Annotated in this window: 11 protein-coding genes; 6 read left to right on the forward strand and 5 right to left on the reverse strand. The window is 71.1% G+C overall.

The features are described 5' to 3' along the window. Window positions 1-2,412 carry a xanthine dehydrogenase molybdopterin binding subunit gene (xdhB, locus tag ACFY04_RS09240; RefSeq protein WP_389115229.1) on the reverse strand — a complete coding sequence of 804 codons (2,412 nt, stop codon included), beginning with the start codon at window positions 2,410-2,412 and terminating at the stop codon, window positions 1-3. Then, window positions 2,409-3,884, reverse strand: coding sequence for a xanthine dehydrogenase small subunit (locus tag ACFY04_RS09245; protein WP_389115231.1), 1,476 nt, complete (start codon window positions 3,882-3,884; stop codon window positions 2,409-2,411). Before ACFY04_RS09245 ends, xdhB begins: the two co-directional genes overlap by 4 nt. 509 nt (window positions 3,885-4,393) lie before the next feature. On the opposite strand from ACFY04_RS09245, the gene ACFY04_RS09250 reads away from it, so the two are divergent. Then, window positions 4,394-4,741, forward strand: a complete 348-nt coding sequence (locus tag ACFY04_RS09250) for a hypothetical protein (RefSeq protein WP_389115232.1) — start codon at window positions 4,394-4,396, stop codon at window positions 4,739-4,741. A 73-nt stretch (window positions 4,742-4,814) separates the two neighbouring features. On the opposite strand, the gene ACFY04_RS09255 is transcribed toward ACFY04_RS09250, so the two are convergent. Continuing rightward, window positions 4,815-6,065 carry an esterase/lipase family protein gene (locus tag ACFY04_RS09255; RefSeq protein WP_389115234.1) on the reverse strand — a complete coding sequence of 417 codons (1,251 nt, stop codon included), beginning with the start codon at window positions 6,063-6,065 and terminating at the stop codon, window positions 4,815-4,817. Window positions 6,066-6,501: 436 nt separating this feature from the next. Here ACFY04_RS09255 and ACFY04_RS09260 point away from each other — a divergent pair, with 436 nt between their 5' ends. The 4 genes from ACFY04_RS09260 (at window position 6,502) to ACFY04_RS09275 (ending at window position 10,781) form a co-directional block, all read left to right on the forward strand. Further along, entirely contained in the window at window positions 6,502-7,029 is a 528-nt protein-coding gene (locus ACFY04_RS09260; protein ID WP_389115235.1) for a GNAT family N-acetyltransferase, read from the forward strand. A 466-nt stretch (window positions 7,030-7,495) separates the two neighbouring features. Continuing rightward, on the forward strand, window positions 7,496-8,179 hold the full coding sequence (locus ACFY04_RS09265; RefSeq protein WP_389115237.1) for a hypothetical protein: 684 nt from the start codon (window positions 7,496-7,498) through the stop codon (window positions 8,177-8,179). A 194-nt stretch (window positions 8,180-8,373) separates the two neighbouring features. Continuing rightward, the gene (locus ACFY04_RS09270; RefSeq protein ID WP_389115238.1) at window positions 8,374-9,897 is read left to right on the forward strand and encodes an MFS transporter; all 1,524 of its coding nucleotides are present in this window, start codon (window positions 8,374-8,376) and stop codon (window positions 9,895-9,897) included. A 260-nt stretch (window positions 9,898-10,157) separates the two neighbouring features. Further along, on the forward strand, window positions 10,158-10,781 hold the full coding sequence (locus tag ACFY04_RS09275) for an ABC transporter permease (protein WP_389115239.1): 624 nt from the start codon (window positions 10,158-10,160) through the stop codon (window positions 10,779-10,781). A 19-nt stretch (window positions 10,782-10,800) separates the two neighbouring features. Here the strand turns inward: ACFY04_RS09275 and ACFY04_RS09280 are convergent, their stop codons facing one another. Continuing rightward, a complete protein-coding gene (locus tag ACFY04_RS09280; RefSeq protein WP_389115240.1) occupies window positions 10,801-11,406 on the reverse strand; it encodes a hypothetical protein in 606 nt (201 codons plus the stop codon). A gap of 505 nt (window positions 11,407-11,911) precedes the next feature. Further along, window positions 11,912-13,168: a DUF6348 family protein gene (locus ACFY04_RS09285; RefSeq protein WP_389115241.1), complete on the reverse strand. Its 1,257-nt coding sequence runs from the start codon at window positions 13,166-13,168 to the stop codon at window positions 11,912-11,914. A 294-nt stretch (window positions 13,169-13,462) separates the two neighbouring features. Between ACFY04_RS09285 and lgt the strand changes: the two genes are divergently transcribed. After that, on the forward strand, window positions 13,463-14,371 hold the full coding sequence (gene lgt, locus ACFY04_RS09290) for a prolipoprotein diacylglyceryl transferase (RefSeq protein WP_389115243.1): 909 nt from the start codon (window positions 13,463-13,465) through the stop codon (window positions 14,369-14,371). Window positions 14,372-14,419: the final 48 nt, after the last annotated feature.

Below are 14,419 nucleotides of genomic sequence, written 5' to 3' on the forward strand. Positions count from 1 at the left end.
TCAGGCATTGCTCAAAGCGCTCGTGTCGGTACGGATCCCGCTGCCGCCCAGCGCAGGGCCGTCGCCGCCCCGCACGTCGGCCTTCTCGCGGGCCGCTTCGATCGCCCAGTAGACCGCCTCCGGGGTCGCGGGGGCGGCGAGCTCCACACTGACCCCGGCGGGCCCGAACGCCGCGGCTGCCTGCCGCAGTGCTTCGCGCACGCAGAACGCCAGCATCAGCGGAGGCTCGCCGACCGCCTTGGACCCGTACACGGCGCCCTCTTCGGTGGCGTTCTCCATCAGCGTGACGTTGAACTCCGCGGGCATCTCCGAGAAGCTCGGCAGCTTGTAGGTGCTCGCGGCCTGGGTCAGCAGCCGGCCGCGGTTCGGCCCGTCACTGGTGTCCCAGCGCATGTCCTCGAGCGTCAGCCAGCCCGCGCCCTGCACGAAACCGCCCTCGACCTGACCGATGTCGATCATCGGGGACAGGCTGTCGCCGACGTCGTGCACGATGTCCACCCGGCGGATGCGGTACCCGCCGGTGAAGCCGTCCACCTCCACCTCGGCCGCGGCGGCACCGTACGAGAAGTACTTGAACGGCGAGCCCTTGAAAGCCTTCGCGTCCCAGTGCAGCCCCTCGGTCCGGTAGTAACCGGACGCCGACAGCTGAACGCGCTGGAAGTACGCGGTGTGCACCAGGTCGTTCCAGGCCAGCTCCTTGTCGCTGCCCAGGGCGCGGGCGACACCATCGACGATGCGTACGTCCGAGGCGTTCGAACCCAGCTGGCTGGCGGCCACCTGCAGCAGCCGCGCGCGCAACTGCTCGCAGGCGTTCTTCACGGCACCACCGTTGAGGTCCGCCCCGGAACTGGCGGCCGTGGCAGAGGTGTTGGGCACCTTGTCGGTACGCGTGGGGGCCAGCCGCACCTTGTGCAGCGGGATGCCCAGCGTGGTCGCGGCCACCTGCAGCATCTTGGTGTGCAGGCCCTGGCCCATCTCGGTGCCGCCGTGGTTGATCAGGACGGAGCCGTCCTTGTAGATCAGCACCAGCGCGCCGGCCTGGTTGAAGGCCGTGAGGTTGAAGGAGATGCCGAACTTGATGCCGGTGATGGCGAGCGCCCGCTTGGTGTGCGGGTGCGCGGCGTTGAAGGCTGCGATCTCGCGCCTGCGGTCGGCGATGCCGCCGTTCTCCTCGACCTGCTGCCAGACGGCGGCGATCCGTTCCGCCTGCGGGACCGGCTGGCCGTACGGCGTCGACTGACCGAGACCCGGCTGGTAGAAGTTGCGCTTCCGCAGCTCCATCGGGTCCAGGCCGAGCAGCGGCGCGACCCGGCCCAGGATGTCCTCGATCACCAGCATGCCCTGCGGTCCGCCGAAGCCGCGGAAGGCCGTGTTGGAGACCTTGTTGGTCTTGGCGATGCGACCGGCGACCCGCGCGTTGGGGATCCAGTAGGTGTTGTCGATGTGGCACAGCGCACGGGCGCAGACCGGCTCCGACAGGTCCAGGCTCCAGCCGCCGTCCGCGGTCAGCGTGGCATCCAGCGCCTGGATCCGGCCGTCGGCGTCGAAGCCGATCTTCCAGTCGGCGTGGAACCCGTGCCGCTTGCCGGACATGGTCAGGTCCTGGGTGCGGTTGAGGCGCACCCGGACCGGCCGGCCGGTCAGCTTGGCGCCGAGCGCGGCGATGGCGGCGAAGCCGTGCGGCTGCATCTCCTTGCCGCCGAAGCCGCCGCCCATGCGCAGGCACTGCACGGTCACCTCGTGGCTGTGCAGACCCAGGACGTGCGCGACGATCTCCTGGGTCTCCGAGGGGTGCTGGGTGCTGCTCTGGATGAACACCTGCTCGGCCTCGTCGATGTAGGCCAGCGCGGCGTGCGTCTCCAGGTAGAAGTGCTCCTGGTCGGAGAACTGGAACTCGCCGGTGAACACGTGCGCCGAGTCGGCGAAACCGGCGTCGATGTCACCGGTCACCATCACGGGCCGGGCGCCGTGGAAGCTCTCGGCCGCGATCGCCTCCTTCAGCGTGATCACGGAGGGCAGTTCGTCGAGTTCCACCTCGACGGCCGCCGCACCGAGCCGGGCCGCCTCCAGGGTCTCACCGAGCACCCAGGCGACCGCGTGGCCGTGGAACATGACCTCGTCGGGGAACAGCGGCTCGTCGTGCTTCATGCCGGCGTCGTTGACGCCGGGCACGTCGGCAACGGTCAGCACACGGACCACACCGGGCACGGCGAGGGCGGGTTCGGTACGCAGCGCGGTGATCCTGCCCCGGGTCTTCATGACCTGGACCGGGTAGGCGTGCAGCGTGTCCTTGGTGCGGTACACCAGGTCATCGGTGTACAGCGCGGTGCCGGTGACGTGCAGCACGGCACTCTCGTGCGGCATGGAGACGCCGACCACAGGCTTCTCGGGACGCTCGGACAAATGGCTCATGAAGACACCGCCTCGGTGGTTTGCGCGTGCAGCTTCAGCAGGCTCTGGCCGAGCATGGCGGAACGGTAGACGGAACTGGCGCGGTGATCGCTCATCGGCGTGCCCTCACCGCGCAGCACCCGGGCCGCGGCCTCGACGGTCTCCGCCGTCCATGCCCGGCCTTCCAGGGCGGCCTCGGTGCTCAGGGCGCGGATCGGGGTGGCGGCCACGCCGCCGAGACCGATGCGCGCCTTGCGGACGATCCCGCCCTCGATGTCGAGCGCGAAAGCGATCGCCACGCTGGAGATGTCGTCGAAGCGCCGCTTGGCGATCTTGTGGAAGGCCGTGACCGGCGACAGCGGCAGCGGGATGCGCACCGCGCGGATCAGCTCGCCGGGACGGCGCACGCTCTGCCGGTAGCCCGTGAAGTAGTCGGCCAGCGGAACCTCGCGCTCACCGTCGGCACCGGCGAGCAGCAGCGACGCCTCCAGGGCGAGCAGCGCCGGCGGGCTGTCACCGATGGGGGAGCCGGTACCCAGATTGCCGCCGAGGGTCGCACTGTTGCGGATGAGCCGGGAGGCGAACTGCGGGAACAGCTCCGCCAGCAGCGGGACGCTGCCGTCGAGGCGGCGTTCGATCTCGGTGAGCGTCTGCGCCGCCCCGATCTCGATGTGGTCGGATTCGACCTGCAGCGCCCGCAGTTCGGGCAGCCGGTCGACCGCGACCACGCAATTCGCGCGACGCGAACGGATGTTGACCTCTACGCCCCAGTCGGTGCTGCCGGCGACCACCACGGCCTCGGGCCGCTCGCGCAGCAGCTGCAGCGCTTCGGTGAGGGTGCCGGGCCGCAGGAACGTGCTGTCGTCCTGGGTGTAGACGGTGGCGGCGGGTTCGGGCGGGGACTGCTCGCGACGCTGCGCCAGGGGGTCGTCCTCGGCGGGCGCGCCGACGGCGAAGGCGGCATCGCGAATCGGGCGGTAGCCGGTGCAGCGGCACAGGTTGCCGCTGAGCGAGTGCAGGTCGAAGCCGTTCGGACCGTGCTCGGCGTCGACGTCGGCGTCGGCGCCGTCGGCGGGCTCCGCGTGCGCGCATCGGTCGGGCCGGTAGTACTCCGAGGCCATGCTGCAGATGAACCCCGGTGTGCAGTAACCGCATTGGGAACCGCCTCGGACCGCCATCTCCTCCTGCACCGGGTGCAGCGTGGGACGCGTACCGGGTTCGCCGGCCGTGGCGAGACCTTCGGAGGTGATGATCTCCTGGCCGTCGAGTGCCGCGGCCGGCACCAGACAGGCGTTGACCGCCACCCAGTCGGTGGGCTTGTTCACGCCGGGACGGGCCACCAGGACCGAACAGGCGCCGCACTCACCCTCGGCGCAGCCCTCCTTGGTACCGGTGAGGCCACGCTCGCGCAGGAGATCCAGCACCGTGGTGTGGGGTGCAGCCGGTGAAAGCGGTGTCGCTTTCCCGTTGACCGTGATCCGCGCCTCTACCATGGCACATCCTCATTTCGGTGCATGGTCGAGCTGATTATGCTAGTAGCCATTTCAGGGGCTTTCTATTTCGCTGGCGCATCCCAGGTGAACCCGGAGCGCGACTCGGCACGCGACGACGTGCCGCAGGCGGTGTGAGAAATCGAAAGAAGCCGGGGCCACAGACGGGCACACCGGAGAAGAGGGCTGTTCAGCAGCCGTGTGCTACAAGACCCGGAGCCCAGGCGATCTGATGGGCGAGGCGGTTCAGTTCGGAGATGATCGACATCCGACTTCGCCTCCTTCCATCAGTTCACGGTCCGGTCCGCTCGAAGTTACGTTGCCGCAGGTCCATCGGTCAAGCCGCCGTACGGAGACCGTTTGGGTCCGCCGAAAGCCCGGTCGAGGGCGGGCGGCGGCGCAAGGCCGGATCCGGCAGATCGAGTCGCTGACCGGAATCTGACGCATCGACCGGTCGAGGTGTCGTCCGGCCGGTGGCGGCGAGTCCCTCGTAGGCGGGCCTCATCCTGGGGGTGAGCCGGCGAGCCGCCCAGCAGCGGCTCGCCGCGGCATCCGCACCCGGCGCACCGGCCGGCGGCGGGCTGGGCTCCCCGGCGCGCCGCATCCTCGCCCTGCTGACCGCGTTCAACGAGATGGCAGCCCTCGACGAGGCCGGACGCGACGGAGGGCACCTCGTGGGCCACGGGGCCTTCTTCCATGCGGTGGAGGCCTCCGCGCACGCGTGGGAGCACTGCCGGGTGACGCTCTCTGCCGGCGGTCGCCACCGGCGGATGGAAGCGGAGGGTTGGATCCCGGTCGGCGCGGGCCGGTTCCCCTGGTGGTATTGCAAGCGGCCGCCCGGCCCCGGCAAGGAACACTGACGCCGGTGACCCTCCCGGCCCCGCCGGGTAGGCAGGACCGGGAGGGTCACCTTCGAGGCAGCGGGTCAGGGGCTCAGCGGGTCTGGAGCTTGTCCATGATCCACTCGCCGAGTTCCTCGGTGATGACCGTGTGTCCCTGGTTGTCGCTCGCGCACATGAAGTGGTCGAGCTCGCTGCTGGCGGGGTCGATCTTGCTGTAGAGCGCGTCGCGGTCGTCGATCTCGCCGGCCGCCACGCCACTGACGCTCGGAACGAACGTGGTCGCGTTGTACGTGAGTTCCGCCGGCTCGCCTTCGAGCAGTCCGGCCAGCATGGCGGCGGTACCGAAGTTTGCGGGCCGGCCCGGCAGGTTCAGGGCTTCGGGGAACAGCCCGCCGGGAGCGCCGTCGATGTCGGGCAGACCGCTGGTGGTGATCCGGATCTCGGGGTCTCCGGTCTTCTTCAGGATGGCGACGATCTGCTCTCCCGTGTCCTGTGTGTCGAGACGGGTGCCCGTCAGCTCCGCACCGGTGGTGCGCATCGCCGTCACGCCGGCCGGGATGTTGTTCCCGGCCCCGGTGCCCGTGCCGTTGGCGACCCCGAGCCGCCGCACGCCGGGGGGCCAGCTGCCCACCCGCTCCAGTTCTGCGAGGAAGTCGGTGCGGGCCCGGTCCTGGCGGGCCTCCGCGGTGACGGTCTCGATGTGCCAGCGCAGCAACTGCCGGGCGGCCGGGCTGTTGACCATCCGCGAGAAGCTGCCGAGGAGCTCGCCGAATCCGGGGAGGGTGCCCCAGTTGTCCTTCACGAAGTGCGCGAAGGCCTGTACCGAGATGGGCAGCCAGGCTCCGCGGTGCGGGGTGTCGTAGGAGAGGTAGGTCGCGGTCTCGTGCTCGTCGCCGTCGTGGTGCATCTTGGCGAGGGCGTAACGGGTGACCAGCCCGCCCATGCTGAAGCCGCCGACCGTCAGCTTGGCGGTCCCCTCGCGGTCGTCGATCGCCTTCTCGATGCACTGGATCGCCACGGCGGCGTTGTCGGTGATGGACGCGGACCGCTCGTCGAAGCCCAGGAGCACCAGGTCGAAGCCGGCCTCCTTCAGCTTGGAGATGAAGGGGTACTCGCCGTTCTCCAGGCCGTTCCACAGGGCGTCGGGGTCGCTCTTCCCGGAGGAGAAGCCGTCGGCGAGGATCACCGGCTTCCGGACCCGGGTCTGGCCCGGGTTGCTGTAGAACACCCAGGCGGTTCCCCCTGTGAGAGGCCAGACGGTGTCCCACGCGGATGCCCTCGGGTGGTGGGGCTGGGCGCCCGGGATGGTGTTGTCCCAGATGCTCACAACAGGCATGGACATGTAGTCCGGCTCCTCTGTCTCGTGGTGCGGTCGAGCCGCGTCACCGGTGGGGCCGCGACTGACGGCGCGGACCGGGAACCGACGGCACGACCTTGCGTCCGGTGTGCGGTACCCGTATCCGCCCGCCCCGGCACAGGGGACACGGCGGGGGCCGTCCCCGGGCGCGGCGTGCAACGGGCACGGGGACGGTCCGCACATGACAGAGGCCTTACGCCTTCGTCATGTGCGAACCGGAACCATGATCCCGAAGCCGGCACCCCAAAACCACCGAATCCCGACCATGTCACTCGTACGTGGAACATGGCTTCCTTGCAGGTCACAGGGGTGCAAGGGAAGAAACGATGATGCTGGCCCGACACGTTCCCGCAGGGACAGGGGCGGCCTGATACCCGAGGAAGGCCTGGTGCGGCGCAGCTCCGGCGTCAAGAATCGGCGGATGCATGAAGTGACGCTGTCCGACGGGATCATCACGCTGTCGCCGCTGCGCCTGGACGATGTGGAGGCGCACCTCACGGGGGAGGACGAGCTGCTGGTTCGCTGGCTCAACGGCGGTCCAGGCACGCGCGAGGGCGTCGAAGCGTACTTCCGGCACTGCCGGGAACAGTGGGACGCCGCCGGTCCGCTCCGCGCCTTCGGCATCCGGACGGGCGCCCACGAGGCGCTCGCAGGGACGATCGACCTGCGGTTCGCAGGAGAGGGCTTGGCTCCCGGCCAGGTGAATGTCGCCTACGGCCTCTATCCGTCCTGGAGGGGGCGCGGCCTGGCTACCCGCGCGGTCCTCCTGGCGTCCCGGTACGCGGCCGCCGAGGGCGGGGAGGAGGCGGTGATCCAGGTCGATCCGGAGAATTCCGCATCCAGCGCGGTCGCGCGGCGGGCTGGATTCACCCCCGGCAAGCAGCCGCGCAGCAACGACGGCCCACGGTTCGACCGGTACATCCGGGACCTGCGCGCCCCGCTCCGGTGACGACCAGCAGGTACGGGACCGCGGGTCGGGTCGGCCCTTGCCCGGCGGGCGCGGCGGGCCGGTTCGGGGCGCCGTCGCAGGGGTGCATCACCAGGGCGGTGGCCGCAGGTCAGCACGGCGCGAGCCCTTGAGTTCAGCGGCGCCCCGGAATGGTTAAGGGCAGATCAACTGAACCTTAAAGGTGCCTTTGGTCTCCTCGCTCCGTGTCGATCAAGACCGTCGGTACGAGCGCCGCACGCACGCCGCCCCCCATCGGCCTTGGGGCCGTGACCTGCTTCTTCGAACGTAGTCCCGTGAATCGCGAGCCCCGTGGTGGATCGCCGCGCAGCGCCCCAAACCTCCTCGCGGCCTGATTCGTAAAAAGGCAACAGGAATGAACTCGCTCGGGAAGTCGGCCGTATGCAGGACGTCAGTGGGGGGCAACGTCCAACGGATCGAGGAGTGCCAAGTGTCCAGGAAACGGACCATGAGTCTCAAGAAGAAGTTCGTGCTCTCTGCTGTCGCGGGAGCCCTGGTGATCGGAGGGGTCGCCGCCACGGTGGCGATCGGCAATGCCGCCGTCCCCGACGTCGTGTGCCAGGGATCGACGGTGACGTTGTCGGGCGAAGGGGGTGCGCCGGCGGCGTCGAGTGGGACGTTCCCGGTGGGCACGAAGTTGAAGGTGACGAATCTGGACAACGGTCAGTCGACGACGGTGGCGGTGAGCGGTCCGTCGGGTAGTTGTGTGCTGCTGAACAATGCGGCGTTCGAGAAGGTGCGGGAGCCGGGTAAGAACTTGATTCGGCGGGCGCGTATCGAGCGGGTGGGTGGTGGCGGTGACGCCGCGGCCTCCTCCGCGGCCCCTGCGGCTCCCGCGGCGGGTGCGTCCGGTGCGGCGGGTGCGCAGGTGCCGCCGGCGACCGGTGAGGTCGTGTGCCCGGGGTCGACGGTGACGTTGTCGGGCGAAGGGGGTGCGCCGGCGGCGTCGAGTGGGACGTTCCCGGTGGGGACGAAGTTGAAGGTGACGAATCTGGACAACGGTCAGTCGACGACCGTGACGGTCAACGGCCCCTCTGGCAGTTGCGTCCTGCTGAACAACGCCGCGTTCGACACGGTGCGGGAACCGGGCAAGAACCTGATCCGGCGGGCACGCATCGAACGCGTGGGCTGAGCGACCGGAGCCCGTTCGGGCCACCGGGGCTACGGCGGGGCACGGTACATGCCGTCCCCGCCGTAGCACTGGCGGCCGTCTCCACCGAGCCCGCAGCAGAGTTCGGCCGAGTGGACAGGGGCGGACAGGACTGAACCGTGATCGCCCCCGCCGGGCCTGGATAGTGGACACCGTCCGCGTCGAGTCTGTGCGCCATGAACCTTGGACGCACGAAGGACGGGCCCAACGCCCCGCCCCGCCAGGGGGCCGCACTCGCGGCCCTGGCCGCAGCGCAGTTCACCGTGATGCTGGCCACCTCGATCGTGAACGTGGCGCTCCCGCAGATCCGCTCCGGAGTGGGCCTGTCGGACGGCGGCACCACCTGGGTGGTCAACGCCTACGGCCTGGCGTTCGGCGCGCTGCTGCCGGCCGGGGGCCGGGCAGGTGACCTGCTCGGCCGCCGCCGGGTGCTGCTCGCCGGCCTCGCGGTGTTCGCGGGGGCCTCGCTGGCGGCGGGGCTGGCCGGCTCTCCGGGCCTGCTGATCGCCGCCCGTGCCGTGCAGGGCGTCGGCGCCGCCGCGATCGCCCCGGCCGCGCTCGCCCTCGCGATGAACCTGTTCCCTCCCGGCCCCGGCCGGGGCAGAGCCCTGGGCGTGTGGGGCGCCGTCTCCGGCGCCGGGGGAGCGGGTGGTGTGCTGCTGGGCGGTGTGCTCACCCAGGCGTGGGGCTGGCCCTGGGTCTTCCACGCCGTCGCGCTCGGGACGACGCTGGTCCTTCTCGCCGTGGCGACGCTCGTGCCCCGGGCCGCCGACCGTGGATCCGGTCGGTTCGATCTGCTGGGTACCGCGACCGTCACCCTCGCCCTGACCTGCCTGGTCTGGGCACTGACCACCGCACGCGGCGCCGGCTGGACGGATGCCGGGGTGCTTTCTGCCCTCCTGGGGGCGGTCGTGCTGCTCGTGCTCTTCGCTGTGGTCGAACGCCGCCGACCGGACGCCCTGATCCCGCCCAGGCTGTTCACGGCCGGCCGGGTCGCCGCGGGCAACCTGCTGATGGCGCTGCTGGGGTCCGTATGGATCGCCCTCTTCTTCTTCATGCCGCTCTACCAGCAACAGGTCCTCGGCATGAGCCCGCTGGCCACCGGGGCGGGCCAACTCCCGCTGGCCGTGGCGAACATGCTCGGGGCGGTCGTGGCACCCCGTATCTCCGGCCGCATCGGCGCCACGGCGACCCTCACCGCGGGTCTGCTCGCCGAGGCGGCGGGCCTGCTGTGGCTGTCGTGGATGCGGGCGGACGGGAGCTATCTCGTCGATGTCCTCGGGCCGAGCATCCTGGTCGGACTGGGACTGAGCATCGCCTTCGTCCAGCTCACCGCGCTCGCCGTGGACGGCGTACCGCGGGAAGACGCGGGTCTGGCCGGCGGGCTGGTGAACACCACCCGGCAGGTCGGCGGCGCGATCGGCCTCGCCGCCCTGGCGACCCTGGCCGGCTCCGTCACCGCCCACGCGTCCACCGGCCAGTCTTCTCTGGAAGCCCTCACCGCCGGCTACCGGGCCGCCTTCACCGTCTCCGCTGCGGTCCTCGCCGCCACCGCACTCCTCGCCGTGCCACTCACCTGCGCCTCCCGCCGCTCACGCCGCCCCCGCGGCACCGCCCCAACAGGGTCAGGCGGCCAACCGCGTACCCACTCCCTGATCCAGAACCCGACGGCCCGACCCCCGTCATCGTCAGCCTCGTGACGGTGACCGATCCCTCCAGAGCCGGCTCGACCGCCTCACGGCACGTGCCGAGCAGCCCATTTGAGGCCGCAGTAGCGCCGGAGAAGAGGTCCCGTGCCGACGGCCGGTCGCTCACCGGCCGGTCGCTTGCCGGCCCGCCGAAAGCTCTCCTCCCACGCCGCCCTTCGCCGTGCGGCGCTTTCCACCCGCAGGTCCGCCCACCCGTCGGCCCACCCGTCGGCCCACCGCCCGGTCCGCCGTCCCAGATGGAGGTCTCCACCTTGTCCAGCCCCGCAACCGCTTCGCCGCCCGTCGCCCACGCCCACCCCACCGGTCGCCCGCGCGAGGTCGACAACCGTGCGGCGTACCTCAGCTTCGGACTCGCCTACGTACTCGGCCACGGCGCCGCCGCAGCCTCCCAGGGCGCCGCCCCCTTGCTCGACCTCCCCGACTGGCTTCCCATGACGCTCCTCGGAAGCGGGCTCGTGGTCGGCATCGTCCTGACCACCGCCGCCGCCCTGCGGGCGCAGCGAGGTGCCACCCCACCGGAGATCCTGTCCGGCAAGCTGCTCGGCGCCGCCTGGATCGCCGCCTTCACCGCCCTGTTCCTCGCCATCACCGGCCTCACATCCGTGCTCGACCGGCCGGAACTCCAGTCCGTCCTCTGGCCCGCCGGCTCCGGTCTGATCGTCGGCCTGCTCTACCTCGCCGAGGGCGCAGTACGCCGCAACCTGCTGCACTACGGCCTCGGCATCTGGCTCGCCCTGACCTCCACCGCGGCACTCTCGCTCACCGCCCCCGGCCTCTACTGGGTCCTCGCTGTCGCGGGCGGCGGAGCCTACGCCCTCGCCGCAGCCCTTGAACACCGCCGCCTGCACTCCGTCCCGGGCCACCCCCGCGACTGACGGCCGGTTCGTTCGCCCGTCAGGGCCGCAAGCCGGCCCGCCTGAGTGCGATCTCGGAGAGATCGGCGATGACTTGCCGGTCCCCGCGCCGCCAGGCGTCAGCGAGACCGCCTGGAGGCGCGGGGAGCGCCGCGAGGTCGCCCAGCCGGCCGGTGAGGGCGCGCAGGGCGAGCAGGTCGGCGCCTCCGGGTGCGTCGAGGAGGCGCCGGATGACGATGCTGCGCCGGATCCAGCGCAGGCGTGCGGGGAGCCACAACAGCAGTACGACGGCCACCGGAACAACGATCAGCGCCAGTGTGGTCAGGGTGGCCACCTGGCTGACGGCGTCCTGGAGCGACTGTCCGGCGTCGGCGATCCCGGTACTGGCGTCGGCGGCGGACTGGAGCGGCTTCTTCAGGAGGTCGCCGACGAACGGCACGTTCGAGGCCGCGTCGCCGGCGTTGCCGAGCTCGGTGGCGAGGCTGTCGCCCGAGCTTTCGACCCTCCGGCCCGGCTCGGCCAGCAGCATGATGGCTTCGTGGACGGCCAGGGCGAACCTCACGGCGGCGGCCACCAGGATCACCGCGATCAGGTCCGCGAGGATCTGGCGGTTCCGACGTGCTGGAGTCTGTGCGTAGAGGCGCATCGGCGGGCTCCCGTTCGGGTCGGACGTCGAGGAGGACCGGCCCCGCCGGGTGAGGCTCGGCCGGTCGGTCGACCGTACGCCGGACTCGGCCTTCCCGCCGGTCTCTGTGGACGAACGTCCGCTTCGCGACGCCTGGTCGGCGCACCGGGGACTCGCGGACCTTCGCCGAGCGGACGACGGCCGCCGTCCCGCGAGCCCTCCGCCCGGCGTCCCGTCCCCGTCGGACGCGATACGCACCGCAGCGGCGTCAGCCGGACGCGTTCACCGGCCGGGAGGCCGCACCCAGGGAGCGAAGCGCCGGCCAGGTGCCGCGTCCTCGCGCCAGTACCGCAGGACAGGACCGTCTCCTGGACGATCTCGAACCGCTCGGCGGCGAAGCCGTCCTTCGACGTTCACCCTCAGTGCCTCCTCGGTCCCTCCTCGGTCCCCATGCCGCCGCAGCCGTTGACCGGCTTGGTGGCCGGGACGTCACCGCAGGGGTACTGCGTACGCACCTGGCGGATGGTCAGGAGGGGGACGGCCTGGGGTCGCGGTCGCCGAGCACGAACTCGGCCGGCCAGCTCTCGCGCACGATCCTGGCCAGGAGCGGGTGCTCGGAGTCGAGGACCTCGCTGGGCCGGATCGAGCCGTTCGCCGCTTCCCGCTGCCCGCCGAGAACGACGGGTGCATGGAGCAGCTCCTCGCCCCACGGCTCGATGGCGTTGCAGAACAGGCCCTCGAAGCGCTGACCCTCCAGGGTGCCGTCGTGCACCCGGCGGGTGTATTCCTCGATCACCTCGGCGGACAGCCGCACCCAGGACTGGTGGACCACGGTGCGGCCGTCGTCGAGGCGGATCGGCAGCCGGACCTTGAGGAAGTTGCCGACACCTTGGGCGACCATCATCGCGCCTGTGTCGACGGTGACCCGCTCCGCCCGTTCGGCCGGGGAGAGTTCGCCGATCAGGTGGGGGAGGGGGTGGGCGAAGCCGGGGTGCTCGGGGTCCAAGGTGCCGCCGCAGTCGCACCCGCACCCGCCGGCCCCGTGGTCGTCCCGCTCCTGGCCGGAGCCGACGGGCAGCACCAGGGTGAAGGACCGGGCGACGGTGAAGACTGCCGGCTCGGGCAGGCCGAGCGCGGCGAGCGCGGCGGAGGCAGCCTCGTGCCGCTCGCCGTTGACCCGGACCTCGGCCTCCACGGCGCCGGGGGCGCCGCCGTAGAAGACCCGCACGCCGTTGAACCAGGGCGACTCCAGGTCGGCCGTGAAGGTGTGAGCGATCTCGCGGAGTACGTCCGCCTCCACCAGCGCGCTCTGGAGACGGAGGTTCTCCCGGTCGGAGAGCCCATAGGCCAGCACGCCCGAGGTGATGGACCGCCACCCCGGCACGCCGCCCTCCTCATCGGGGCCCCGGTGCCCGGCGAGCTCCTCATGCTCATAGAGCAGCTCGAGCATGCAGGCGCCGGCGGAACGGGCCCAGAGGCCGGCCGCGTCGCGCGCAGTGGTGACCACCACGACGCAGTCCACGAAGCAGGGCACGTCGGGCTGGATGCTCACGTCCGGGAAGGCGATCAGGTCGTAGTGCCCGTCGTCCCCGTGCCCCGCCGGTCCGACAGCCACGGCCCAACCATGCGGGCTTTCCAACGAGTTGCCCTTGAGCTCGGCGCCCGCCGTACAGCCGGGAGCGACCTCTTCCAAGGCGTCGCGGACCAGGGCGAGGAACTCGAGATCGGGCAGACGGCCCGCGCGGGGCTCGGTGCGGCGCAGGCGGCGGCGTATCCAGGACATGCGGAGATCATACGGAGGCGGTGCCGGTGGGCCACCTGCATATCCGTGCTCAGTGTGTGGTGCCGGCGCAGGCCGGCCGCGCCGGGCCGTCGGTGCGTTTGGGCACGTGAGGCAGGTCCGGGTCAGGCCGATGCCTTGGGCCCACGTGCGGTCTGTGCCCGGCCGCTCTTCCTGGAACTGATCGAGCGTCACCGGGCAGGACCGGCGCACTGTCGGCGATGATCATGGAGAGGTGCCTGTCATGACGATCAGACGCTTCGCCGTTTGCCCGACCGAGACTCCTACGGAGCGGCCATGGATCTTGCCTACCTTCCCAGTCCCTCGACCGGGGTCCTTCACCTCGGCCCGGTCCCCTTGAGGGCGTACGCCTTCTGCATCATCCTGGGCGTGTTCGTCGCCGTCTGGCTCGGCAACCGGCGCTGGGTCGCGCGGGGCGGGGACCGGGGCGTCATCGCCGACGTGACCATCTGGGCGGTCCCGTTCGGCCTCGTCGGTGGACGGCTGTACCACGTGATCACCAGCCCCGACGCGTACTTCGGGGAACACGGCCAGCCCATCCGAGCCCTGTACGTATGGCAGGGCGGGCTCGGAATCTGGGGTGCCATCGCCTTGGGTGCGGTCGGCGCGTGGATCGGCTGCCGCCGCCACCGCATACGGTTCCCCGACTACGCGGACGCGGTCGCCCCTGGCATAGCCCTGGCCCAGGCGATCGGCCGCTGGGGCAACTGGTTCAACCAGGAGCTCTACGGCCGCCCCACCACGCTCCCCTGGGGCCTGGAGATCGACCGCGCGCACCGTCCGTCCACCATGCTCGACATCGCGACGTACCACCCCACCTTCCTCTACGAGTCCCTCTGGAACATCGGCATCGCCGCACTGGTCCTCTGGGCGGCGAGCCGGTTCCCGCTCGGTCACGGCAGGACCTTCGCACTGTATGTCGCCGCCTACACGGTCGGCCGGTTCTGGACCGAGTACCTGCGCATCGACGAGTCCCACACGTTCCTCGGCCTGCGCCTGAACGGCTGGACCTCTGTCGTGGTCTTCCTCGGCGCCGTCGCCTACCTCGTCGTATCGGCCCGACGCCACCCTGACAGCGAGAACGGGCCGCGGACGAAGGACGAGGGCGGCAACGAGAGCGCGGGCGAGCCGCGCCTGGACCTCGCCGTCAAGGCAGGAGGTGGCGACGCACGGGGTGAGGGGTGAGAGGCGAGACCGCAGGCGCCACACGGCTCTCCGAGCGAGTGCCCCTCG

It is taken from the genome of Streptomyces sp. NPDC001549 (assembly GCF_042894025.1).
Taxonomy (GTDB): domain Bacteria; phylum Actinomycetota; class Actinomycetes; order Streptomycetales; family Streptomycetaceae; genus Streptomyces; species Streptomyces kutzneri.

Coding starts and splice junctions, on each gene's coding strand:
- xdhB (WP_389115229.1), bottom strand. CDS start 2,412: ATGAGCCATTTGTCCGAGCGTCCCGAGAAGCCTGTGGTCGGCGTCTCC.
- ACFY04_RS09245 (WP_389115231.1), bottom strand. CDS start 3,884: ATGGTAGAGGCGCGGATCACGGTCAACGGGAAAGCGACACCGCTTTCA.
- ACFY04_RS09255 (WP_389115234.1), bottom strand. CDS start 6,065: ATGTCCATGCCTGTTGTGAGCATCTGGGACAACACCATCCCGGGCGCC.
- ACFY04_RS09260 (WP_389115235.1), top strand. CDS start 6,502: ATGCATGAAGTGACGCTGTCCGACGGGATCATCACGCTGTCGCCGCTG.
- ACFY04_RS09265 (WP_389115237.1), top strand. CDS start 7,496: ATGAGTCTCAAGAAGAAGTTCGTGCTCTCTGCTGTCGCGGGAGCCCTG.
- ACFY04_RS09270 (WP_389115238.1), top strand. CDS start 8,374: ATGAACCTTGGACGCACGAAGGACGGGCCCAACGCCCCGCCCCGCCAG.
- ACFY04_RS09280 (WP_389115240.1), bottom strand. CDS start 11,406: ATGCGCCTCTACGCACAGACTCCAGCACGTCGGAACCGCCAGATCCTC.
- ACFY04_RS09285 (WP_389115241.1), bottom strand. CDS start 13,168: ATGTCCTGGATACGCCGCCGCCTGCGCCGCACCGAGCCCCGCGCGGGC.
- lgt (WP_389115243.1), top strand. CDS start 13,463: ATGGATCTTGCCTACCTTCCCAGTCCCTCGACCGGGGTCCTTCACCTC.